Source organism: Actinomycetota bacterium (assembly GCA_040905475.1).
Classification (GTDB): Bacteria; Actinomycetota; AC-67; order AC-67; family AC-67; genus DATFGK01.
On the sequence record JBBDRM010000124.1, the window covers coordinates 1 to 21,958 of the forward strand.

Genomic DNA, 21,958 nt, shown 5'->3' on the forward strand with positions numbered 1-21,958 from the left:
ACGCGACGATGCCGCCGGAGATCGGACCCACCCAGTAGACCCACCAGTCGTCCCATAGGCCGCCGGCGAGCGCCGGGCCGAAGTGGCGCGCCGGGTTCATCGCGGCGCCGGTGAACGGGCCGCCGAACAGGATGTCGAGCGTGATCGTGAACCCGACCGCCAGCCCGGCGATCTTTCCGAACGACCCTTCGGGGTCGATCGCCGTCGCGAAGAAGACCCACACCAGGAAGAACGTGAGGATCGCCTCGATGAGGACCGCCTGGCCGTTCGAGATGTTCAGCTGCCCGCCGGACGCAACCTCGGGCACGCCATACCTGAGCGCGTCGACGATGCGATCGCCGAGCGCGGCCTTGAGCAGGAAGGCACCGGCTAGGCCTCCGGCGAGTTGCGCAAGGATGTAGCCGAGCGCGTCGCTCGCCTTTAGCTTCTGCGTGATCCACGCCGCGATCGTGACCGCCGGGTTGAAGTGACCTCCCGAGATGTGCCCGACCGACGACATCATCACGGCGATAACGAGTCCGTGCGCGAGTGCGATGCCGACCAGGTTCGAAGCGCCGGTCGCTGCGGCGACGATCGCCCCGGCTCCGACGAAGATGAGGGCGAGAGCACCGACGAACTCTGCCGTCAGCTTCTCCGCCATCGTGCGTTCCATCGACCGACCCCCTTACGTCATGGGGAGCCTCGATCGAGCACGCTCGACCCCCCGCTCGGGCTCTGTAGTAGGCGGGGGCGAACGGTGTGTCAAGCACCGACGGAAGTGACCCACCCCGGCCGCCCGAATAGGATTGACCGGCGATGAAGATCCTGGTCGTTTCCGAGGATCCACGCGCCCGAGACCGGGTTCGTTCCTCGATCGGCTCCGATGTGACCTACATCGACGCTGCGAACGGCCTCGAGGCGCTCCGGCTCGCCGGAACGGAGGAGCCCGACGTGGTCATCGCCGATGAAACGACCGAGCCGTACGGCGCGTTCGGGCTCGCGCGCGAGCTGAAGGCGCTCCCGCGGCCGCCGAAGGTGATCGTGCTGCTCGAGCGCGCGCAGGACGACTGGCTCGCGAAGTGGTCGGGCGCGGACCACTGGCTGCTCCGCCCCATCGACCCGTTCGAGCTCGCCGAGACCGTGAGGGGGAAAGCGTGAAGATCGAAGGACGTTGCCGGAACTGCGGACGCGAGTTCCCGATCGACCTGCTGCTGGAGGACCCGCGCCGCGCCGGCCGTTGCCCCTTCTGCGGAGTTCCGATCGACATCCACTACGGCGCGCAATTCATCGAGGCGCTCGAGCAACTCCAGCGCGCCGGAACGATCATGCAGGCGACGCTCAAGAAGGTCGAGTCCTACGGCCCGAACCTCGACCTCGACGCCGAATCGATCCTCGGTCCGATCCGCGACGCGATCGGCGCGCGCGAAGAGGCTTCGGCGAAGCGCAAGGCGATCGAGGAAGCCTCCGCGAAGACCGGCGTCGACCACCGAGAAGCGGGGTAGCACGCGTGGCGGAGGTGGACCGCACCCTCCGCGCGGTCGCCGAGACCGTCGTCCCCGGACCGCCGGGCGACGAAGCGTTCGGCGCACCGGAGATCGAGGCCGAGGGGTTCCTCGCCCACTACCTCGAGACGCTCATCCCGGGCCTGTCCGAGGGTGTGGTGACGATCCTCGACGGCATGGCGGCCGAGAAGAAGGAAGGCGCGACGTTCGCCGACCTGTCGGCGGACGACCGCGCGGCGATCCTCGAGAAGCTCGCTTCCCACGAGATGGCCGACCTGCGGGACCTCGGCGACCTGCTGATGGTGTTGTCGATCGCCGCCGTGTACGGCGAGTGGAGCGGGCTCGACTCCGACGGCGAGCTGACGCGCGTCCCGCTCGGCTGGGAGCTGACCGGATGGCCGGGCCCGTCCGAGGGCGAGCGATCGCTGCTCCGGAAGAGGCTCGCGAAATGACCGCGATGCGCATGAACATGCCCGACGTGATCGTTATCGGATGTGGCGGCGGGGGAGCGGTCGTCGCGAAGGAGCTCGCCGAGGCAGGGCTCGGCGTGTGCGTGCTCGAAGCCGGGCCGTGGCACGACCCGCAGAAGGACTTCACCGGACTCGAGTGGGACATGCTCAACCCGCTCGACGCCGTGTTCCGCTGGGGCCCGGCCGACCGTTCGCTTCCGCCGTGGCCGCGGCGTCGCGACGGGATCCCGCTGCTGATCTCGACGGCCGGCGTCGGCGGCAACACGCTCCACTACGGAGCGAACTGTCCGCGCGGCTATCCCGGACCGATGGAGCTCGACTGGCCGTTCGGCTACGGCGAGATGATCCCGTACTACGAGAAGGTCGAGGAGATCCTTCCGGTGGTCGTGCCGGAGATCGCTTCGCCGAAGGATGCGCTGTTCATGCGCGGCTGCGAGAAGGCCGGCATCGAGCACTCGCCCGACCCCGACGTGACGCGGGCTGCGTGGCGGATGCAGCCGAACGCGATCCTGCCGGTCGCCGAGGACGCCGACCCGCTCCGCTACCCGACGACCGACGGCTGCACCCAGTGCGGCTCCTGCATCGCCGGCTGCCGCCTGCCGGACAACGCGCCGCTCGAGCGAACCGCGAAGCGCTCGACGAACGTGTCGTACGCGCCGCTCGCGGTTCGCACCGGCCGCTGCGAGATCCGCACCGGCTGCTTCGCGACCGCGATCCTGACCGAAACGAAGCGGGACGGCACCGTGCTCGCGCGCGGCGTCCGGTACCGCGACATCGAGGGCCGTGTCTTCGAGCAGGACGCGCGCGTGGTCGTGCTCGCCGGCGGCGCGATCGAGTCGCCGCGGCTGTGGCTCGCGAGCGAGCTGCCCGACACCGGCGCGGTCGGCCGCAACATGACGACGCACTGGTTCGAGTACCTCTCCGCCGAGTTCCCGCACGAGGTCGACATGCACCTCGGGCAGACGTCGATGGTGCGCGCAGACTTCCCCGGCTACGGCTTCCTCGAATCGCAAGGGCTCGGGCCGCTGTCCTACGCGTTCGTGTCGTTCCTCGGACGCTCCTGGAACAAGAATGGGGGCGACGCCGCGTGGAAGACGAAAGGCCGGCTGATCGGCCCGGCGCTCAAGCGGAAGATGGAGGCGTACCGGCGCAGCCTCATGATCGTGGCGAGCGTCGACGACGATCCGGTCGCCTCCAACGGCGTGCGGCTCGCAGGAGATCTCTCCGACGAGAACAATCCGGCGCCGCACGTGACCTACCACGCGAACGAGACGACGGTCCGCCGTCGCGAGTGGCTGGTCGACAAAGCGGCCGAGGTCCTGCTCGCCGCCGGCGCGATCCCGGAGACGCTGCACCGCGCGGACGCCGCGCCCTCGACGATCCACATGCACGGCACGATGCGGATGGGCCTGGAGCCGGGTTCGTCGGTGGTCGATCCCGCGTGCGAGGCGCACTTGGTCCGCAAGCTGTTCCTCGCCGACACGTCGCCGTTCCCGAACGGGATCGGCGGCCCGAACCCCACGCTGACCGCTCAGGCGCTGGCGACGCGGACGGCCGCCAAGATCGTGGATCGATACTTCCCGTGAGCGAGATCCTCGTCGGGACGGCGTCGTGGACGGACAAGACGCTCCTCGACTCAGGCTGGTACCCGAAAGACGCCAAGACCGCGGAGAAACGGCTCGCCTACTACGCGTCGCAGTTCCCGGTGGTCGAGGTCGACTCGACCTACTACGCGCCGCCGTCCGAGCGGAATTCCGTGCTCTGGGTCGAGCGGACGCCCGCGCACTTCACGTTCAACATCAAGGCCTACTCGCTCCTGACCCAGCACCCGACGCAGGTGAAGTCCCTGCCGAAAGACGTGCGCGAGCTGGCGACGAGCTCGAAGTCGAGCATCTACCAGAAGGACCTGCCGTCGAAAGCGGTCGAGAGAGTCTTCGACATGTTCGCCGAGGCGCTGATGCCGCTGCACTCGGCCGGCAAGCTCGGCTATGTGCTGTTCCAATTCCCCGAGTGGTTCGTGCCCGGCGACGAGAATCGCGCGTACATCGTGCGCGTCGCCGAGCGCCTGGCCGACTTCCGCGTCGCGGTGGAGTTCCGCCGCGGCACCTGGATGACCGAGAAGTCGGCGCCGCGCACGCTCGCGTTCCTCGAGCAGTACGACATCCCGTTCGTCGGCGTGGACATGCCGCAAGGCTTCGACTCGTCGGTGCCGCCGATCGTCGCGGCGACCGCTTCGGACATCGCCGTGGTGCGGTTCCACGGACACAACGAGGAGAACTGGAAGCGGCGCGGGATGTCGACCGCCGAGCGCTTCGACTACCTGTACTCGAAGAAGGAGCTGGAGGCGTGGGCGCCGCGCCTCTCGGAGCTCGCCGGTGAGGTGAAGCGCCTCCACGTCATGTTCAACAACTGCTATCAGGACAAGGGCGTCCGCAACGCCAAGGACATGGCGGCTCTGCTGGAGGAATGAAAGAGGCGCAGGGCGAACCCTGCGCCTCCCCCCGTTACTGCTTACGCGTTGACCGGTGTCTGCGCGAGTCCCAGCTGGACGAGCATCGAGAACGTGTCGGAGTACTGCTCCGACCGGTCGATGAGGCCCTTCGAATCGAAGTGATCGATCGAGCAGATCGGCAGAGAAACGCGCCGCCCCGTCGCGGGGATGCTCATCGTCTCGCCCTTGTTCGTCCCGCGGCCGATGAAGGTCGTCACGACCGTGTCTCCGGCGTCGTAGGACTTCACGTCGGTCACTTCGACGTCGGGGAAGCCCTTCGCGAGCTCGTCCCATGATGCCACGATCTCATCGCGACCCTTGTACGTGATCTCGCGGCCGTGATCGATCAGCGTTGCGTTTTCCGCGTAGGCCGATGCCGCCTTCTTCCACTCGCGCTTGTTCCAGACCTCGAAACTCGCGCGCACCGTTTCCACATTCTTGGAATCCATAGGTGTTCCTCTCTTCGGTGATCGGATGCGGAGGCGACGTTACTTCTGGGCCGGTCGCTCCGCGTGACCCAACTGGACGAGCATCGCGAGCATGTCGAAGTACGTTTCGCCTGCGACGATCCGTCCTTGCGCGTCGAACTTGAGGATGTCGACGAACGGAAGAGTCAACACCCGTCCCGTGGGCTTCTGGTAGGGGCCCATCGGTCCGTCGTTCTTGCCCTTGCCGATGAACTGGACGATCACCGTGTCGCCGGCGTCGATCGCGCGCGGCTCGGTGATCATGCCGTCCGAGAATCCGGTGATCCAGCTCTGCAGCGAATCGCGGAACTCGGCGCGGGACTTGTAGGTCTGGCCGAGGCCGTGATTCTCGAAGACGAGCTCCTCGGCGATGGGCTTGACCGCGCCGTCGAGGTCGCGCTTGTTGAAGCATTCATACACGGCGAGTGCCGTCTGCACGTTCTTGGAAGCCATGGGCTTCTCCCTTCGTGAGGAGGATCTTCCCCTCGCTAACGACAGTAGTGGCTGGCGCAACGAATAAGAAGGGATTCCAGGAAATAAGAAATGTTTCTTCGATTGTCCGGTATGCGCGCGCGAAACCCGCCGTTTCAGTGCGAGTCGGCGGCCTTGACCTTCTCGATATTGGGGACCTCGGCCGGGTCGAGCTCGGTGGTCGAGAACCAGGCGTCTAGGATCTCGTCGGCGAGCGGCGTGCTCGTCAATCGCAGCGACATCGCGAGCACGTTCGCATCGTTCCAGCGGCGGGCGCCTCTGGCCTGCCCGGCGTCGGTACAGAGCGCCGCGCGCGCGCCGTGAACCTTGTTCGCGGCGAGCGACACGCCGGTGCCGGTCCAACAGAAGACGATCCCCTGATCGGCGTCGCCGCCGGCGACCGACTCGCCGACCTCGCGGCCGACGTCGGCCCACTGCTCGTCCCCGCCGCCGACCGGGCCGACGACTTTCACGAGCTCGTGTCCGCGCTCGCGGAGCGCCTCGAGCACGTGGTCGGTGACGTCGTTCCGCTCGTCGCCGCCGATCGCGATGCGCATGTGTTCGAGTATAGGCGCGTCTTTCAATGAGGCGTCTGACGCGTCAGACATGTCAGACGGTCTTGGGGGAAGGGGACGCCCCCGCGACGCGCGGCCGGTATCCTTCGACCCCACGATGAGCGACTTTTCCTGGGCCGACACGCTGTCGCGGCTCGTACGGGGCGAAGACCTCGGCGAGGCCGAGGCCGCCGCGGCCATGGGGGAGATCATGTCCGGCGCGGCGACGCCCGCCCAGATCGGCGGGTTCCTGCTCGCGCTGCGCGCCAAGGGTGAGACCGCCGATGAGATCATCGGGCTCGCCCGCTCGATGCGCTCGTTCTCCAAGAAGGTCGAGGTCGGCGGGACGCTCGTCGACACGTGCGGGACCGGCGGCGACCTGGCCGGAACGGTCAACGTCTCGACGATGGCGGCGCTCGTCGTGGCCGGAGCCGGGGTGCGGGTCGCCAAGCACGGCAACCGCGCTGCCTCGAGCGAGTGCGGCTCGGCGGATCTGCTCGAGGCGCTCGGGGTCGCGATCGGCCTCGAGCCCGACGGGGTGGCGGCGTGCATCGAGGAGGCCGGGATCGGCTTCTGCTTCGCGCCGGTCTTCCATCCGGCGATGAAGCACGCCGGCCCGGTGCGGCGCGAGCTCGGCGTGCCGACCGTGTTCAACTTCCTCGGCCCGCTGACCAACCCGGCCGGCGCGACGCGCCAAACCGTCGGCGTGTCCGACGCGGCGATGGCGCCGAAGATGGCCGAGGCGCTCGCCGGCCTCGGCTCGGAGCACGCGTTCGTGTTCCGGGGCGACGACGGGCTCGACGAGCTCACCACGACGACGACCTCGCGCGTGTGGGAGATCCGGGGCGGCGCGGTGAGCGAGCGCGCGTTCGACGCTGCCGACCTCGGGATCGCGCGGGCTCGGGGCGAGGACCTCAGAGGCGCAGGCCCGGAGCACAACGCGAAGATCGCCGTGGCGCTTCTCGACGGCCAGCAGGGCCCGGCGCGCGACGCAGTCGCGTTGAACGCCGCGTGCGCGCTGGTCGCAGCCGGCGCGGTCAAGGATCTGGTCGAAGGCCTCGCCCGCGCCGTCGAGTCGATCGAGTCGGGGAGCGCGCGCAAGACCCTCGAGCGGTTCAAAGAGATCTCTCAGAAGAACCGATAGCGGCTACGCTGCGGGCTCTCGCCGGGCGAGCGCGATCCTTCGCTGCCACGTCGCGATCGCCCGTCCACCTCCCATCGCTTCGGCCCATTCGCCGGACGCGCCCCGCAGCTTGATGCGGCGCCGCGCTCGCGCGAGCCAGCCGGCGATCAGCCGCGTCTCGTCGGGATGGCCGTCGGGCGGGATCGAGAGCGGTTCTCCGTTGACACGCTCCAGGACCCCGCCCGACATCTCGAGTACCGCGCCCGCATCCTCTACCTCGATGCGCCCGGCACGCGAGAGCGCGTCGACGGCACGGCGCTTCGCGCTCGCCGACACCAAAGCTCCTATGCGATCGCGCGTGGTTGCCGCTTCCTCGAAGCGCTCCGCGCCGACGAGCCGTTCCATGCGCAGCTCCAGGGCGTTGAGGACCGCGCTCGGGTCGCCGGCCAGCGCCGAAACGGCAGGGTCGACGCCGGTCGCGTAGTCCTCGGGCGTGACGCGTCCCTCGCACGGCGCCGCGCAGCGGCCGATCTCGGCCAGCACGCAGTGAGCGAAGCGCGTCTTGACGCCGATGCGGTCGGTGCAGCGGCGGATGGGAAGCGCCTCCTCGATCGCAAGGCGAACGGCGTCGGCGGTCGCGCGCGTCACCGGTCCGAGCGCGCCCGGCGCCGGCGCGCGGGCCAAGACCAATCGTGGGAACCGCTCGGCGGAAAGACGCAGGAACGCCGGCTTGAAGCGCCCACGTTGTGCGCGATTGAAGCGGGGACGGTCGCGGCGGATGAGCCGGGCCTCGAGCACCGACGCCTCGAGGTCGCAGCGCGCCACGATGTGCTCGACGGTGGCCAGCTCCCGGAGAAGATCGCCGACCTGCCGGCGGTCGTCGCTGCCGAAGTACGACCGCACGCGAGCGCGCAGGTTCGTCGCCTTGCCGACGTAGAGCAGCAACCCGCGCGCGTCGCGGAACAGGTAGACGCCGCGCGTGCGCGGCAGGTCCTGCGCGAGCGCGCGCTTTCGCGCCTGCGGGTGACCGCCCGCGCCCTGGAACCACAGGAGGTCGTCGAGGTGCGTAACGCCCCAGCGCCCGGCGAGCTCGAGCAGCGCGTGGAGCACGTCGGTCGTCGCGCGAGCGTCGTACAGCGCGCGATGGTTGGGCTCGGTGGGGGAGCGCATCGCCTTGGCGAGCGTCGCCAGTCGCAGGTTCGGCACCTCGTCGCGCACGAGCCGCCGCGCCAGACGCACCGTGCACACGACCGGGTTCTCGATCTTCGGGTAGCCGAGCCGCTCCGCGCTCGCGGCGAGGAACCGCGTATCGAAGCCGGCGTTGTGCGCCACGATGACGGCGTCGCCTGCGAACTCGAGGAAGGAGGGAAGCACTTCCTCGATCGGCGGGGCAGTCGCAACCATGGCGTCGGTGATCCCCGTGAGCATCGAGATGAACGTCGGGATGGGCTCGCCGGGGTTCACGAGGGCCTGGAACTCACCGAGCACGTCGCCGCCGCGAACCTTGACCGCGCCGACCTCGGTGATCCGGCAGGTGAACGGCGAGCCGCCCGTCGTCTCGAGGTCCACGATGCAGAAGGTGGTCTCGGCGAGCGGCGTCCCGAGGTCTTCGAAGGATCGCTGTCGGGCTCGCATGGATCATCCGAGGCTACTCGAACAGGTGTTCGATTACAAGAGTTGAGGTTGGGACACCCGTTGATCCGGAAAACCGACCGGGAAATGCGATCGAAACGGCCGCGTTGCCTTACTGCAAGCGGGAGGACCTGCCGAAACGACCTGTCATATACTCGCGCGAACATCCGAGGGAGAAGCCTTGAACCAGTACATCCGGTACCGCTGCAACGCATGTGGGAATCTGACCCGGTTCGATGTCGTGCGACGCGCACGGACCCGTGAGTTCTGGCATTTCTCGCTGGCCGGGGACGCCGCCGTTGAAGAAACCGAAACACTCGAGGAAAAGATCGAGCGGATCGAATGCCGCTGGTGCGGCTCGGCGGATCAGATAGAGGAAGTCCCGCGCGTCGGCGCGGAAGATCAGTAGTGGGCGGACCGCTCAAGGGGTTGAGGATCCTCGACCTCACGCGTCTTCTCCCGGGCGGATACGCGACGATGCTCTTCGCCGACCTCGGCGCGGACGTGCTCAAGATCGAGGAGCCCGGAAAAGGCGACTACATCCGCTGGATGGAGCCGTTCAAAGGTGGGATGAGCGCCGGCCTGCTCGCGCTCAACCGCGGCAAGCGATCGATGACGTTGAACCTCAAGAACGCCAAAGCGCGTGACATCCTTCTGCGTCTCGTGAAGGACGCCGACGTGCTCGTCGAATCGTTCCGGCCCGGCGTGATGGATCGGCTCGGCGTCGGATACGAAGCGCTCGCGAAGAAGAATCCGCGCCTCGTCTACTGCGCGATCACCGGCTACGGGCAGGACGGCCCGTACGCGCAGCGCGCCGGACACGATCTGAACTATCTCGGGTACGGCGGGATCCTCGACATCATCGGTCCGCGCGACGGTGCGCCTGCGATCGCCGGCGTTCAGATCGCCGACGTCGGCGGCGGCGGGTTGATGGCGGCGGTCGGCATCCTCGCAGCGCTTCGCGATCGCGAGCGGACGGGGCGTGGACGCTTCGTCGACATCTCGATGCTCGACGGCGCGGTGTCGTGGCTCGCGATGCACGCGGCCGGTTATTTCATGGACGGCGTCGCGCCCAGGCGCGGGCAGATGCGGCTCTCGGGTCGGGTCGCGTGCTACCGCGTCTACCGTTGCGGCGACGACAAGTATGTGACGGTGGGAGCGCTCGAGCCGCAGTTCTGGGCTGCGCTGTGCAAGGCGCTCGGCGTGCCGGAGTTCGTCGAGCGGCAGCTGGCGCCGCCCGACGAGCAGGACGAGATGGGGGAGCGGATCCAGGAGATCCTGCTCGGCCGCACGCGCGACGAATGGGTGCGCGAGCTGGCCGACCTCGATGCCTGCTTCGGCCCGGTCAACGACATGGGCGAGGCGTTCGCCGACCCACAGGTCGTCGCGCGCGGCATGCGGACCGAAGTGCCTACCGACGCCGGCCCGGCCGGCGTCGTCGGCAACCCGATCAAGTTCGTCGGCGAGCAGCAGCCCCCGCTCGGCGCGGCTCCCGGCTTCGGCCAGCACACCGACGACGGGCTTCGCTCCGCCGGGTATTCCGAGGATGAGATCCGGGATCTGCGTGCCGACGGCGTCGTCTAGGCGATCTCCCCGAACGACTACTTTCTGCGTTGCGGCAGCCGAGTTCAGGACGAATGTCCCGAGTAAGTAGTACCGTTTCCTGGTTGCTAGTCACGCTCCGCGTTCGTTAACTGGAACACGGCTGGGAAAACCGGCCGACGCGGCGCATGGATCCGAGGGCCGAACTTGGTCGCCTGGGCCTCGGGGAGCGAGTGGCGAACCCTCCGCGGGAGTGCCGATACCGACCGGCGACGGTCGGGTCTGCCTACGTAGGAGGGTGACGTGATCGGATCTCAGCCGTCTCGGGTCGCACAGGTCGTCGCACTGGCGCTCGCAGGGATCGTCCTGCTCGCGAGCGTCGCGGTTGCGGACAACTTGCAGGCCGACCTTGACACCAGCACTGGCGGCCTGGACAAGACCGTCGACCGGGGGACGCTCTCCCCGAGCACCGGGTACACGCAGAGCGTCTTCCTGTTCGTGGACGAGACGTCGGGGACGACGAACAACCCGACCTATCCGTTCTCCGTTTCATTGGACGGCGCCACGCTCAACGGGTCGCCGTTCGCCGGAGCGTCATTCTCAGGCGTTTCGATCTCGGCAGCCGGAACCGCGAACGGCCGGAGCGGGAACGTCGGATGGACAACCCCCGCAGCGCAGGCGACATCCCAGAACTACAGCCTCGTCGCCAGCTTCCTCGCGAGCACTACTATCAACGAGAGCCCCTCCACCATCACGATCACCTTCACGATCGCGGCCGCCCCCAGCGACACGACCCCGCCGGACTCGACGATCACCAGCGCGCCGGACAGCCCGACGAGCTCGACGTCCGCAGCGTTTACCTACACGTCGACCGAGGCGGGCTCCACGTTCGGATGCTCGCTCGACGGGGCCGCCTTTACGTCGTGCCCGGCCGGCGGCAAGAGCTACTCCGACCTGGCCGGTGGATCGCACACCTTCGCGGTCCGCGCGACCGACGCTGCCGGCAACACGGACGCTTCTCCGGCCTCGCACTCCTGGACGATCGATCTCACGGCACCCGACACGACGATCGTGACGGCGCCCCCCGTGCTGACGAACAGCGCCGACGCAGCCTTCACCTACACCTCGAGCGAGGCCGGTTCCAGCTTCGATTGCAAGATCGACGATGGGAGCTTCGAGTCTTGTCCGGCAGCCGGGAAGAGCTACTCGGGTCTTGCCGAAGGCGCCCACTCGTTCGCGGTCCGGGCCACCGACGCCGTCGGTAACGCCGACGCCTCGCCGGCCTCCTACGAGTGGACGATCGATCTGACGCCGCCGGCCGTATCGGCACCGGACCTCGCCGACGCTTCGGACACCGGCCTTTCGCAGGTCGACGACGTGTCGAAAGACGCCACGCCGACCTTCACGGGTACCGCGGAAGACGGCTCGCTCGTCGAGCTGCTGCGCGACGGTTCCGTGGCCGACTCGACTACGGCATCCGGCGGCATCTGGTCGTTCACGAGCGCCTCACTCGCCGAAGGGACCTACGCGTTCGCCGCGCGCGCGACCGACGCGGCGGGCAACGCAGCGACGTCGTCGGCCCTCGACATCGTGGTCGACCTGACCAACCCGGCCATCACGCCCGCGAGCCGCCTCCCTGCCGCGAACGGCGCCGGGTGGAACAACGGCGCAGTGACGGTCACGTGGAACTGCACCGACGCGCTCTCAGGCGCCACATCCGCGACCGCGTCCGACTTGAAGACCGAAGAGGGAGCGGGGCAGATCGCGAACGGCACGTGCAGCGACGTCGCGGGCAACTCGGCTTCCACGTCGCTCGGCGGGATCAACATCGACCTCACCGCGCCGGTCGCGAGTGCGTCCGCTACGTCGGACGACGCGGACTACGTCGCAGGAACGTGGGCGAACGAGGACGTGATCGTGACCTTCGGGTGCACGGACGCGCTTGCCGGAGTCGCTTCCCTCGAGCCGGCCTCGGCGACGCTGTCTGCCGACGGTGTCGATCAGTCGGCCTCGACGCTGTGCGCCGACGCAGCGGGGAATACCGCGGGCGCTTCGTTCACGGACATCGACATCGACAAGACGGATCCGGTCGTTACTGCATCGGCGGTGAAGTCCGATACCACTCCCTATGCCGGTGGCTGGACGAACCAGGACATCATCGTCTCGTTCGACTGCACCGATGCGCTGTCGGGCGTGGACGACATGAGCATCCCGGTAACGGTCGGCGAGGGCGAGGATCAGGAAGTCTCCGGTTCTTGCACCGACAACGCCGGGAACTCGTCGGGCGCTACGTTCTCCGACATCGACATCGACAAGACGGCCCCCGGGATCGCATTCTCCAGTCGAGTGCCCACTCCGAACGTGTTCGGCTGGAACAACACCGCCGTGACGGTCACCTGGAGCTGCACCGACGCGCTCTCGGGCCCGCTGGCGGCAACGGCTTCGGACATCGTCTGGGATGAGGGCGCCGGGCAGTCGGCGAACGGTACATGCTGGGACCTCGCCGGCAACTCGGCGGGCGCCTCGCAGGCCGGCATCGCCATCGATCTGACCGACCCATACGGGATCCAGTGGCTCGGCGGGCCCGCGGACGGCGCGAGTTACTACTTCGGCTCTGTGCCGGCCGCACCGACGTGCTCCGCATCGGACGACTTGTCCCTCCTCGACTCCTGCGTGGTCACCGGACACGCAACGAGCGTCGGTTCGCACACGATGACCGCCACCGCTACGGACCGAGCGGGCAACGACGCGACTGCGACGAGTTCGTATTCCGTGCTCGCGTGGACGTTGAGGGGCTTCTACTCGCCGGTCGACATGAACGGGGTGTGGAACACGGTCAAGAACGGAAGCACAGTCCCGCTGAAGTGGGAGATGTTCGCCGGCTCCACCGAGTTGACCGATACCTCGCTGGTCTCGCTCGACGCCAGGCAGGTGCCGTGTGCCGGCGCCGGGACAGAAGACGCCGTCGAGCTGACGGCGACCGGCGGCACCAGCCTCCGCTACGACGCCACGGGCGGCCAGTTCATCTACAACTGGCAGACCCCGAAGAAGGCGGGAACGTGTTACCGGGTGACGATGGCCGCAACGGACGGCTCGACGCTCGTCGCGCTGTTCAAGCTGAAGTAATCGGCTCGGCCGCGCCCGCGCAAGGCCCCGCCGTCCAGGCGGGGCCTTTCGCTACTCGCCGACCAACTGCACCAACACCTCGCGCTTGCGAGGGCGGTCGTCGAAGTCCACCAGCACGATCTGTTGCCAGGTGCCGAGCACGAGCTCCCCGTCGACGAGCGGAACCGTGAGCGACGCGCCGATGAAGGCGGAGCGCACGTGGGCGTGGCCGTTCGAGTCGCCGCCGTGGTTGTGGTGGTAGGGGGCGTTCGTCGGAGCCAGGCGCTCGAGGAACTCTTGAAGGTCCCGGATCATCCCAGGCTCGTACTCGATGGCCGTCACCCCGGCGGTCGAGCCGGGCACGGACACGGTCGCGATGCCGTTCCGAACGCCGCTGTCTCGGACGGCCTTTGCGACCTCGCCGGTGATGTCGCGGACGTCGTTGTCGCCGCGCGTGGATAGCGACAGGTGATGCGTCGAGACCGTCACGATCGGCATCGTACCGTTTTGCCGGGAACGCCCCATGAGGCTACCGTTCAGGCCGCGTCAGCAGGGGAAACAGGCGCTGAGGGCGAACCTAGAGATGGCCAAAACGCCTAAGCGATTCTCGAAAGGGGACAGGGGAATGTCGATGCTGAAACGACCGCGACCGAACGCGCGCGCTCGAGCACGTTTGGCGCTGGCGGGGGCCGCCTTGACGGTGCTCGCCGCGACCCTGATGCCCGCGAGCGCGGCCGCCGACCGCGTGATCCGCGTCGGCGGCTACGAGTTCCTCGAAGCAGGTCCGGGGATCGACTGCATCCTTGGGCAGATCTTGTTCGGAGGCCCGGCCTCGTTCGCGGCCAACGAGTGCGCAACGGTCGATTTCATCGTCGACGGGGGCGGCCCAACCAACGAAGGCGACGCTCCCGCGTTGAACCCGGCTCCTCAGCTCGAAGTTCGGTTCACCGACCAAACCGGCAAACTCGTGCACACGCAGGACGTGAGCGCCGACCCCTGGTCGTTCACGATCGATCCCGCCACATGGGAGACGGATTGGGCGCCCGGCACGTTCGGCTTCGAGATCGTCTCGAAGGTGAAGACCGACGTCCTCACCGGTCAGCCGAAGTTCCAGTTCACCCTCAACCAGCTGGGCACGCGCACCATCCTCGAGAGGCCGTCCTTCGACGTAGCGCCCGGCGGCCTGGCCGCGGAGCCGCTCGTCGTCACCGGCGCCACCTGGATGAAGGACACCAAGGTGGCGGGCCCCGCAGGCCCGACCGACCCGATCCCACTGAACACGGATCTCGTGCCCGGCGATGTAAGCGTCGAGCTCACACGGAAGGACGGGAGCAAGATCGCCAAGACGGCGACCGCGAGCCTCGAGGGCATCTTCAGCGTCACGTTCTCGCCGGCCGAGATCGGCAACGTCGCGAGCGGGGCCGCCGACAACTTCGAGACGCCGATCCGCGTCCGTACGACCGGGACGTACACGCATCCCGTGACCGGTGACTGGGCGACCGGCGTGTCGGACACCGAACGCGAGGCCGTCGCGGTGTTCACCTCGAAGCCGGATCGGGCGCAGGTCCGCGCTCAGTTCGTCTCCGAGCGCGGATGGGTCGCGCCGGGCGAGGAGTACATCCACGAGATCGAGTACCGCAACATCTCGGGCAGCGCGGCGACCGGCGCGACGATCACGGAGACGCTTCCCGCGAACGCGGTCTTCGTTTCCTCGACCCCTGCGCCTACGTCCCGGAGCGGCAACATGATCACCTGGAAGATCGGGAGCATCGCTTCGGGACTCGACTGGCCCGCCGGCGCCAAAGCCGCCAACCGCATACTCGTCACCGCGCGCGCAAAGACGTTCAAGGAGAACCCACAGATCGTGCACCACGACCTGTCGGCGACGGCCGTGCTCACCCAGTCCGGGAAGTCGGCGCTCAGCTCGACGACGCACGGGCCGCGCGTGACGACCCAGGAGACCGCACGGTTCGGCGACCGGCCGTTCCCGGTCGTGCTCGTGGACTACGTCGACTTCAAGCACTCGCCCGCCGCGGCCGGCTGGACCTTCTACAACCGGATCTCCAACCCCAACAACCCGGCGAGCATCTACACGCACTACCAGAACATGAGCTTCGGTCAGCTCTACCCGCAGGGTGAGCTGGCCGCGTTGAACGCGAAGACCACCGCGTTCACTGAAGATACGTACAAGTGGTCGAACCCCTATTTCAAGGGCAACACGTGCACCGGTGTCACGACGATCCCGCCGGATGCGCTCGGCCAAGGCCCGTACACCGAGTTCACGCCGGCGACGGAGCGCATCGTGGACGGCTGGTACCAGCTCCCCGGCCAGCGCCAGTACTACGGAGCCGACGACAAGGGGACCGCCATCGCTTTGGGTAGCATCGACGCCGGTTGCGGTCCCACGAGCAAGATGGCGTACGACGCCGCGTCGATCGCCGATCCCGAGATCGACTACAACGAGTTCGACTCCGACCGGAACTGCCTGGTGGACTTCTTCGAGATCGCTTTCCAGGGGCGTGGCGGGAACGGCGACTCGCAGCTGAACGGCGGCTACGACAACGTATGGCCGCACTCGGGAGACCTGACCGACAGCTATATCGATCCGGTGACCGGTATCTCGGGCTACGAGTCGAACGATCAGTGCCGGGACCGGCTGGAGCGGCCGCTCTGGTGGACCGATCAGTTCCGGCTCGAGCAGACGACCAAGGACATGGGCGACGAGCTGCGGGCATTCTCGCGGGTCGGCCCGTACAACGTGAACCCGGAGAACGGCACGACGAGTGTCTTCGCGCACGAGTACGGCCATTCGCTCGGTCTCCCCGACTTCTATTCAGGAGACCGCGACACCATCGAGTACTGGGACCTGATGGCGACCGACGGGTTCCAGTACATGAGCGTCTTCTCCCGCCAGGATCTCGGGTGGATCGTCCCTCGACGGACGACGACGAGCCTCAACGCGACGCTCCGTGAGTCCAAGATCGATACGCACCGTATCGACGCCATCGATGCGAACGGCGACCCGTACACCCTCTCCGGCCCGAACGTTCACAACGCCGACGCGTTCTACGTCGAGCTTCCTCACCGGACGCTCTTCGAGAGCGTGCCGAGTGGGAAGCATGCGTTCTACTCGACGGCCGGCGATGGGTTCGGGTGTCCGGGAAGGACCATGGACATCGATCTGGAGAACACGCGAACCGCGCCGGCGGGCACGGCGCTGACGCTTTCGTTCAAGTCCTGGTACGAGATCGAATGGGACTTCGACTACGGCTTCGTGATGATCTCGACCGACAAGGGCAAGACGTTCCAGTCCGTGGCGTCCGAGGAAGGTCGCACGACGCCGAGGGAGTTCAACCCCTTCACGAGCGCGTGCCAGGAGAAGTACAGCAACGGTATCACCGGCTCGTCGGCCTCGCCGCCCTGGCCACAGAACGTTGTCGCGCGCACGAACGGGGACATGCCTGCTCCGGAGTTCATCGACGACTCCTACGACATCTCGGCGTGTGCGGGGACGGAGTGCGTGATCCGCCTCGCGTACTCGACCGATGTCGGTGTTGCGATGAAGGGCTGGGTCGTGGACGACTTGAAGGTCGCCGGTGACGACGGGAAGACCTACTTCGACGACGATGGCGAGAGCCAACGGCCCTACCTGTTCGACGGCTGGACCCGCTTCGCGACCGGCCCGACCGCGTTCGACCATGGGTACTACGTCGAGCTCCGCGACCGTGTCGGGAACGACTTCGACTCGGCGGGGCAGGGCGACCGGCATCCGATCAACTGGATCCCGGGGATCTCGATCTGGTACACGGACGAGGCCCACGGCTACGGCAACAACGGTGTCGCCGACCCGCCGGCGCAAACCGTGATGGATCCGCGCAGCCAGGCCGCGAACAACACGCCAAACCTCCGAGACGCGTCGTTCTTCCCGCTGCCGGGCCTCAACCGTTTCTCCGACAAGGCATGGACCGACAACTACGCCGCGGCAGAGGGCGGGCCGTGGCGGTTCGCCTACGACTGCTTCGGCGTGAGCGTTGGTTCGATCTCCGGCCTCGGGAAGCTCGGGACGGCCAAGGCGACGATCTCGCTGAGCTCCTCGCCCAAGAACTGCGTGAAGGTGCTGAGCGCATCCCAGGGCAAACCGAAGCCGGTCTCGGCCCCGAAGCCGGCGCCGGCAGGGAAGCCGCTTCCGGCCACCGGGGTACCGAGCGCGCCGGTATGGATCGGGGTTCTGTCGCTCTGCGGAGCCCTGGCGGTGCGTCGCTGGGCGGTTCGAACGGCCCGGACCGGCTGAGCGAACGATGATCACAGAGGGGCCCCCACGCGGGGCCTCTCTCATTTCTGCAGGTCAGACGTTCGTGTCGTACCCAGCTGCTACCTTCGGATCGTTCCACAGCACCGCCGACAAGGGGAGAGCGATGGAAGCCAAGGACGGCCGGATCGACCTCACGGGCATGCTGATCTCCTGCGATGACTGCCGGATGCAGAACACGGACGCATGCAACGACTGCCTCGTGACCTTCCTGCTCGATCGACCCGATGGGGCCGTGGTGTTCGACGCCGCCGAGGAGCGCGCCCTGCGCGAGATGAACAAGGCCGGCCTCCTTCCGCCCGTCCAGTGGCAGGGTCGATCCGAGACCGGCTAGCCAGACCCCCAGGGCCCGTGGCGGGCAGCGGCCGCCCGCCCGGCCCTCCCAACGTGCTTGCGACCCCCTACCGCCCTGGGTTTGAATGCCGGGCGTGAGCAGCGCATTCGCTTCAGTGACCCCATCCCACAACGTGGGAGCCGACCGTTGATCAAGCTTCGGGTGGTCGGCTCCTCGAACGACCTCGAGAACCTCATCCTCACCTCGCGCAAGCAAGGCCGCCGGGGGAGCCACGTCGTTCCGATCGACGAGAAGATGTTCCGAACGCTCGAGGACGTCGTTCGGAAGCGCCGCGCCAAGCAGAAGGGCGAACAGCCGGCCCGGCGGGTCTCGGCCGATTCCAAGCTGGCGCCTCGCGACGTGCAGCGGCTCCTGCGTGCCGGGAAACCGGTCGAACAGGTCGCGAAGCAGGCCGGGGTGGACGTCGCCTGGATCGAACGCTTCCTGGGGCCGGTTCTCGATGAACGGGCCGTCGCGATCCGGGACTCACAGAACGCGCGGCTCGAGAAGCCGCGCCTGGGCCTGTCGAGCCTCCCGCTCGGGGAGGCGGTCGCACGCAACCTGCGCGCTCGCCGGGTCCGGATATCCGACGACGAGCTCAAGGCCGCTTGGGATGCGTCGCGCTCCGACTCGCAGCCGTGGGTGATCTCGCTGACGTTCCCGTACCGGGGGAAGGAGCAGCGCGCTGTGTGGCGATTCGACCCGCGGACGGGCGAGGTCTCTGCGGGGAACCGGCTCGGAAGCGATGTCGGCTGGGTCGCGGACTCGCGACGCCCGGCCGCTCCGTCGAGCGCTTCGCGTCCTCGCCCGGCTGCGAAGCGGCCCGCGGCAAAGAAGACAGCCGCGAAGAAAGCCCCCGCGAGGAAGTCCGCCGCGACGAAGCGGCGCGCGGCGCCGAAGCGCAAGGTCGCGAAGAAGACGACGGCGAGGCGGCGCACGCCCGCGAGGCGGCGAACGACCACCAAGCGGCGGACGCCCGCAAAGCGGCGCGCAACCCCGAAACGGCGGACGACCACCAAGCGCGCGGCACCGAAGCGGCGCGCACCGGCCCGGAAGGCCGCTCCCAAGCGCCGGGCGCCGGTGAAGCGGCGGACCACAGCACGGCGGGCTTCGAAGCGCGGCAGGCGCTAGCCTCTCCGCGCGATGGACGACGGTCAGTCCCGCAAGCTCTTGCTCGTCTACGACGGGTCTTCCGTCGGCGATCGCGCACTCCGCACGGCGGTGGAGCGGGCCCTCGAGCTGCAGGCAAGCGTCACCGTTCTCGGCGTCGTTCCCCCGCGCCTATGGCGGGCGAAACAGGGCCAGTTCGTGATCCCGCCCGAGAAGCACGACGAGGAGTTCGCGCACGAGCAGATCCGCCGCGCCCGGCACGCCTTCGGTGAGGCTGGGGTCCACTCAGAAGGCCGCGTGCGTACCGGGCCGCCGGTCGCCGTCATCTCCGAGGAAGCGGCCCACGGCTACGTGATGGTCGTACTCGCGACGCGGCCGACACCGACCGGTGCCCCCGACCTCGCGATGCTGGTAACGGTCCCCGAAGGCACGGAGCTGCTCGCCGTGACCTAGGAAACGGAGCCGCGCCCGAACGAGCGGTAGGTCTCGTGTCCGGAGGGGCACAGGAACTTCTCGGCGTAGAGGTCGTGCGTCGAGATGCCTTCTGCGAACGTCGTCGCCTCACCGCATCTCTCGCACGTGGGCGCCGAGCGGGTGGACCCTTCCGCCGGCGGGCCCTGGGAGACGTCGCGCATCTCGTCCGTCATCGCCTGCCCAGGGTACTGCGTGCGTAGGATGACGGCGATGCGCGGGCGCCGCCTCCACCTCGCGATCATCGCCGTGCTCCTGGCAGCCTCAGGGATCGCCACCGCGGCCGTCTTCGCGACCCCGCACGCCGAACAACCGCGCGCGCGTCTCGAGGATCACTTCACCCGCGACGAGATCGAGCGATCGCGCCGGTACAACGGGCCTCGGTACGCGCTGGGCTTCGCCGCGATCGCGGCCGGGATGCTGGCGGGTGCGGCTCTCGGTCTGGGCCCCGGCCTCCGCCGGCTCGGCAGCTGGTCCGCCTCGGTATCGGGAGGACGCTGGTGGATCCAAGCGCTGGTTCTCATGGGGGTAGTCACCGGCGCGATCGCGCTCGTTCATCTGCCGTTCGGGATCGCCCGCTTCTTCCACGACCGAAGCTATCAGCTCGTGACGCAGCCGCTCGCCGGTTATCTGGTCGACGCCGCGAAGGGGCTGGGCTTCCAGCTGGTGATCGGTGCGATCACGGCGCTCGGTTTTCTCGGGATCGTGCGCGCCCTGCCGCGCGGCTGGCCGGCCGCCGCCGCGGGGTTCGCCGTGGCGCTCACCGTGGGGCTCGTGTACCTGCTTCCCGTCGTGTACGAGCCGTTGTTCAACCGCTTCACCCCCGTCGAGGGAGAGGTCCGCGAGCGCGTGGTTGCCATCGCGCAACGAGCCGGCGTGCGGGTGGACGACGTGCTCGTCGCCGACGCCAGCCGTCGCACGACGAGACAGAACGCGTACGTGTCCGGCCTGGGCGCGACCAAGCGGGTCGTGCTGTACGACACGCTGCTGGCGAAGTCGACGCCTGCCGAGATAGACCTCGTCGTCGCGCACGAGCTCGCACACGTCGCGCATCGTGACGTGCTGCGCTCGACGGTGATCGGGTCTGCCGGCGCGGCGCTCCTGGTGCTTCTGATCTGGCGGCTCGTCTCATGGAAGGCGTTGGGCGAGTGGGCCGGCGCGAGCGGGCCCGGCGACCCACGGTGGCTGCCTCTCCTGGCGCTCGTGCTCGCGGTGACGTCGTTCGTCACGCTGCCGCTTCAGAACTGGTATTCGCGCAGCATCGAGGCCGCCGCCGATCGTGCGGCGATCGAGTACACGGGCGACCCCGAAACCGCCGTCTCGGTCGAGGTGAACCTCGCTCGCTCGAACCTCGCCGACCTTCAGCCGAACGGATTCGTCCGGTGGGCGTTCTTCACGCACCCGCCGGTCCTCGAGCGGATCCAGATCGCCCTCGACGCGAAGGCGCGGTTCTCGCTACAGAGCGCCGCGGGTGAAGGCCGGCCGTGAAGCGAGTCCTGCTCGTCACCAACGACTTCCCGCCCCGGGTCGGGGGAATCCAGAACTATCTGTGGAACATATACGCGCGGCTCGACCCGGACTCCGTCGCCGTCCTTGCGCCGGCGTTCCCCGGCGACGTTGCCTACGACCGCTCCCAGCCCTTCGCGATCCATCGCTGGCCGGGCCGCGTCTACTGGCCTACTCCCGCGCTCTCCCGGCGCGTGCGAGACCTCGCGAAGTCGCATCGCGCCGACGCGGTCGCCTTCGGCGCCGTGCTTCCGATGAATCTGATCGGGCTGGATGTCCCCTCGATCGTGCACACCCACGGCTTCGAGGTCGCCTGGGCGCGAATGCCGGCGCTCGTGCAGCTCCTGAGACGGATCGGCAAGCAGGCGATGTTGGTCACGGCTGTCAGTGAGTACACGCGCCGCTTCATCGACCGCGCGCTGGGGACGGGCGTGCCGGTTGAGCTCCTCCGCACGGGGGTCGATCTGGAGCGGTTCCACCCCGGCGTCGACGGATCCGAGGTGCGCAAGCGCCACGGCCTCGCGGGGCGTCCGGTGGTCGCCCATGTGAGCCGCCTCGTTGCGCGGAAGGGACAGGACGTCCTGATCCGGGCGATGGAGATCGTGCGGCGCGAGGTTCCGGACGCCGCGGCGCTGATCGTCGGCGGCGGCCCCGGTGAAGCCCGGCTTCGCCGGATCGCCGCGGAGCACGACGTCCGTGATGCTGTGGTCTTCGCCGGCGAGGTGCGGGAGGAGGCGCTCGCCGGCCACTACGCCGCGGGCGATGTGTTCGCCATGCCGTGCCGCTCGCGCTGGGCGGACCTCGAGGTCGAGGGTCTCGGCCGCGTCTATCTCGAGGCGCAGGCGTGCGCGCCGCCGGCGATCACCGGCGATTCCGGCGGCGCACCCGAGGC

The 21,958-nt window shown here is 68.3% G+C and carries 22 protein-coding genes; 15 read left to right on the top strand and 7 right to left on the bottom strand.

Annotated features, from left to right (window positions below):
* Positions 1–652, bottom strand: a 652-nt coding sequence (locus tag WEB06_14810) for an MIP family channel protein (protein MEX2556883.1), incomplete at its 3' end; no start/stop codon positions are given.
* Between the two features lie 143 nt (positions 653–795).
* Here WEB06_14810 and WEB06_14815 point away from each other — a divergent pair.
* Genes WEB06_14815 through WEB06_14835 form a run of 5 tightly spaced genes read left to right on the top strand, consistent with a single transcriptional unit; the run spans position 796 to position 4,421 of the window.
* On the top strand, positions 796–1,137 hold the full coding sequence (locus tag WEB06_14815; GenBank protein MEX2556884.1) for a hypothetical protein: 342 nt from the start codon (positions 796–798) through the stop codon (positions 1,135–1,137).
* Entirely contained in the window at positions 1,134–1,481 is a 348-nt protein-coding gene (locus tag WEB06_14820) for a hypothetical protein (protein ID MEX2556885.1), read from the top strand. Before WEB06_14815 ends, WEB06_14820 begins: the two co-directional genes overlap by 4 nt.
* 5 nt (positions 1,482–1,486) lie before the next feature.
* Positions 1,487–1,933, top strand: a complete 447-nt coding sequence (locus tag WEB06_14825) for a gluconate 2-dehydrogenase subunit 3 family protein (protein MEX2556886.1) — start codon at positions 1,487–1,489, stop codon at positions 1,931–1,933.
* Complete coding sequence (locus WEB06_14830) at positions 1,930–3,537, top strand: GMC family oxidoreductase (protein MEX2556887.1); 1,608 nt, start codon at positions 1,930–1,932, stop codon at positions 3,535–3,537. Before WEB06_14825 ends, WEB06_14830 begins: the two co-directional genes overlap by 4 nt.
* Positions 3,534–4,421 carry a DUF72 domain-containing protein gene (locus WEB06_14835; GenBank protein MEX2556888.1) on the top strand — a complete coding sequence of 296 codons (888 nt, stop codon included), beginning with the start codon at positions 3,534–3,536 and terminating at the stop codon, positions 4,419–4,421. The genes WEB06_14830 and WEB06_14835 overlap by 4 nt, the downstream gene beginning before the upstream one ends.
* 41 nt (positions 4,422–4,462) lie before the next feature.
* Here WEB06_14835 and WEB06_14840 read toward each other — a convergent pair whose 3' ends face one another.
* From WEB06_14840 to WEB06_14850, 3 genes are all read right to left on the bottom strand, one after another.
* The gene (locus WEB06_14840; GenBank protein MEX2556889.1) at positions 4,463–4,891 is read right to left on the bottom strand and encodes a nuclear transport factor 2 family protein; all 429 of its coding nucleotides are present in this window, start codon (positions 4,889–4,891) and stop codon (positions 4,463–4,465) included.
* A gap of 39 nt (positions 4,892–4,930) precedes the next feature.
* Positions 4,931–5,362, bottom strand: a complete 432-nt coding sequence (locus WEB06_14845) for an ester cyclase (GenBank protein ID MEX2556890.1) — start codon at positions 5,360–5,362, stop codon at positions 4,931–4,933.
* A gap of 134 nt (positions 5,363–5,496) precedes the next feature.
* Positions 5,497–5,937 carry an RpiB/LacA/LacB family sugar-phosphate isomerase gene (locus WEB06_14850; GenBank protein ID MEX2556891.1) on the bottom strand — a complete coding sequence of 147 codons (441 nt, stop codon included), beginning with the start codon at positions 5,935–5,937 and terminating at the stop codon, positions 5,497–5,499.
* Positions 5,938–6,052: 115 nt separating this feature from the next.
* Between WEB06_14850 and trpD the strand changes: the two genes are divergently transcribed.
* Positions 6,053–7,078 carry an anthranilate phosphoribosyltransferase gene (gene trpD / locus WEB06_14855; GenBank protein ID MEX2556892.1) on the top strand — a complete coding sequence of 342 codons (1,026 nt, stop codon included), beginning with the start codon at positions 6,053–6,055 and terminating at the stop codon, positions 7,076–7,078.
* 3 nt (positions 7,079–7,081) lie between these two features.
* Here trpD and WEB06_14860 read toward each other — a convergent pair whose 3' ends face one another.
* Positions 7,082–8,692 (bottom strand): DEDD exonuclease domain-containing protein, encoded by a 1,611-nt coding sequence (locus WEB06_14860; protein ID MEX2556893.1) that lies wholly within the window; start codon positions 8,690–8,692, stop codon positions 7,082–7,084.
* A gap of 178 nt (positions 8,693–8,870) precedes the next feature.
* On the opposite strand from WEB06_14860, the gene WEB06_14865 reads away from it, so the two are divergent.
* The 3 genes from WEB06_14865 (at position 8,871) to WEB06_14875 (ending at position 13,357) form a co-directional block, all read left to right on the top strand.
* Positions 8,871–9,098 (top strand): hypothetical protein, encoded by a 228-nt coding sequence (locus WEB06_14865; GenBank protein MEX2556894.1) that lies wholly within the window; start codon positions 8,871–8,873, stop codon positions 9,096–9,098.
* Positions 9,098–10,273, top strand: a complete 1,176-nt coding sequence (locus WEB06_14870) for a CaiB/BaiF CoA-transferase family protein (protein ID MEX2556895.1) — start codon at positions 9,098–9,100, stop codon at positions 10,271–10,273. The genes WEB06_14865 and WEB06_14870 overlap by 1 nt, the downstream gene beginning before the upstream one ends.
* A 261-nt stretch (positions 10,274–10,534) precedes the next feature.
* Positions 10,535–13,357, top strand: a complete 2,823-nt coding sequence (locus tag WEB06_14875) for a PxKF domain-containing protein (GenBank protein ID MEX2556896.1) — start codon at positions 10,535–10,537, stop codon at positions 13,355–13,357.
* Positions 13,358–13,408: 51 nt separating this feature from the next.
* Here WEB06_14875 and WEB06_14880 read toward each other — a convergent pair whose 3' ends face one another.
* Entirely contained in the window at positions 13,409–13,834 is a 426-nt protein-coding gene (locus tag WEB06_14880) for a secondary thiamine-phosphate synthase enzyme YjbQ (protein MEX2556897.1), read from the bottom strand.
* A gap of 133 nt (positions 13,835–13,967) precedes the next feature.
* Between WEB06_14880 and WEB06_14885 the strand changes: the two genes are divergently transcribed.
* From WEB06_14885 to WEB06_14900, 4 genes are all read left to right on the top strand, one after another.
* Positions 13,968–17,627: an immune inhibitor A domain-containing protein gene (locus WEB06_14885; protein MEX2556898.1), complete on the top strand. Its 3,660-nt coding sequence runs from the start codon at positions 13,968–13,970 to the stop codon at positions 17,625–17,627.
* 124 nt (positions 17,628–17,751) lie between these two features.
* On the top strand, positions 17,752–17,979 hold the full coding sequence (locus tag WEB06_14890) for a hypothetical protein (protein MEX2556899.1): 228 nt from the start codon (positions 17,752–17,754) through the stop codon (positions 17,977–17,979).
* Between the two features lie 147 nt (positions 17,980–18,126).
* On the top strand, positions 18,127–19,110 hold the full coding sequence (gene sepH / locus WEB06_14895; protein ID MEX2556900.1) for a septation protein SepH: 984 nt from the start codon (positions 18,127–18,129) through the stop codon (positions 19,108–19,110).
* Between the two features lie 12 nt (positions 19,111–19,122).
* Positions 19,123–19,542: a universal stress protein gene (locus WEB06_14900; GenBank protein ID MEX2556901.1), complete on the top strand. Its 420-nt coding sequence runs from the start codon at positions 19,123–19,125 to the stop codon at positions 19,540–19,542.
* Here the strand turns inward: WEB06_14900 and WEB06_14905 are convergent.
* Entirely contained in the window at positions 19,539–19,736 is a 198-nt protein-coding gene (locus tag WEB06_14905) for a hypothetical protein (GenBank protein ID MEX2556902.1), read from the bottom strand. The genes WEB06_14900 and WEB06_14905 overlap by 4 nt on opposite strands.
* Before the next feature lie 37 nt (positions 19,737–19,773).
* Between WEB06_14905 and WEB06_14910 the strand changes: the two genes are divergently transcribed.
* The gene (locus tag WEB06_14910) at positions 19,774–21,048 is read left to right on the top strand and encodes a M48 family metallopeptidase (GenBank protein ID MEX2556903.1); all 1,275 of its coding nucleotides are present in this window, start codon (positions 19,774–19,776) and stop codon (positions 21,046–21,048) included.
* Positions 21,045–21,958: glycosyltransferase family 4 protein (locus WEB06_14915; protein ID MEX2556904.1), on the top strand; the 914-nt coding region annotated here is incomplete at its 3' end. The genes WEB06_14910 and WEB06_14915, both read left to right, overlap by 4 nt.

What these genes read in the sequence shown, in the direction of transcription:
- WEB06_14900 (MEX2556901.1), top strand. Translation starts at nt 19,123, where the DNA reads ATGGACGACGGTCAGTCCCGCAAGCTCTTGCTCGTCTACGACGGGTCT.
- WEB06_14905 (MEX2556902.1), bottom strand. Translation starts at nt 19,736, where the DNA reads ATGACGGACGAGATGCGCGACGTCTCCCAGGGCCCGCCGGCGGAAGGG.
- WEB06_14890 (MEX2556899.1), top strand. Translation starts at nt 17,752, where the DNA reads ATGGAAGCCAAGGACGGCCGGATCGACCTCACGGGCATGCTGATCTCC.
- WEB06_14815 (MEX2556884.1), top strand. Translation starts at nt 796, where the DNA reads ATGAAGATCCTGGTCGTTTCCGAGGATCCACGCGCCCGAGACCGGGTT.
- WEB06_14845 (MEX2556890.1), bottom strand. Translation starts at nt 5,362, where the DNA reads ATGGCTTCCAAGAACGTGCAGACGGCACTCGCCGTGTATGAATGCTTC.
- WEB06_14830 (MEX2556887.1), top strand. Translation starts at nt 1,930, where the DNA reads ATGACCGCGATGCGCATGAACATGCCCGACGTGATCGTTATCGGATGT.
- WEB06_14910 (MEX2556903.1), top strand. Translation starts at nt 19,774, where the DNA reads ATGCGCGGGCGCCGCCTCCACCTCGCGATCATCGCCGTGCTCCTGGCA.
- WEB06_14850 (MEX2556891.1), bottom strand. Translation starts at nt 5,937, where the DNA reads ATGCGCATCGCGATCGGCGGCGACGAGCGGAACGACGTCACCGACCAC.
- WEB06_14840 (MEX2556889.1), bottom strand. Translation starts at nt 4,891, where the DNA reads ATGGATTCCAAGAATGTGGAAACGGTGCGCGCGAGTTTCGAGGTCTGG.
- WEB06_14880 (MEX2556897.1), bottom strand. Translation starts at nt 13,834, where the DNA reads ATGCCGATCGTGACGGTCTCGACGCATCACCTGTCGCTATCCACGCGC.
- WEB06_14885 (MEX2556898.1), top strand. Translation starts at nt 13,968, where the DNA reads ATGCTGAAACGACCGCGACCGAACGCGCGCGCTCGAGCACGTTTGGCG.
- WEB06_14860 (MEX2556893.1), bottom strand. Translation starts at nt 8,692, where the DNA reads ATGCGAGCCCGACAGCGATCCTTCGAAGACCTCGGGACGCCGCTCGCC.
- trpD (MEX2556892.1), top strand. Translation starts at nt 6,053, where the DNA reads ATGAGCGACTTTTCCTGGGCCGACACGCTGTCGCGGCTCGTACGGGGC.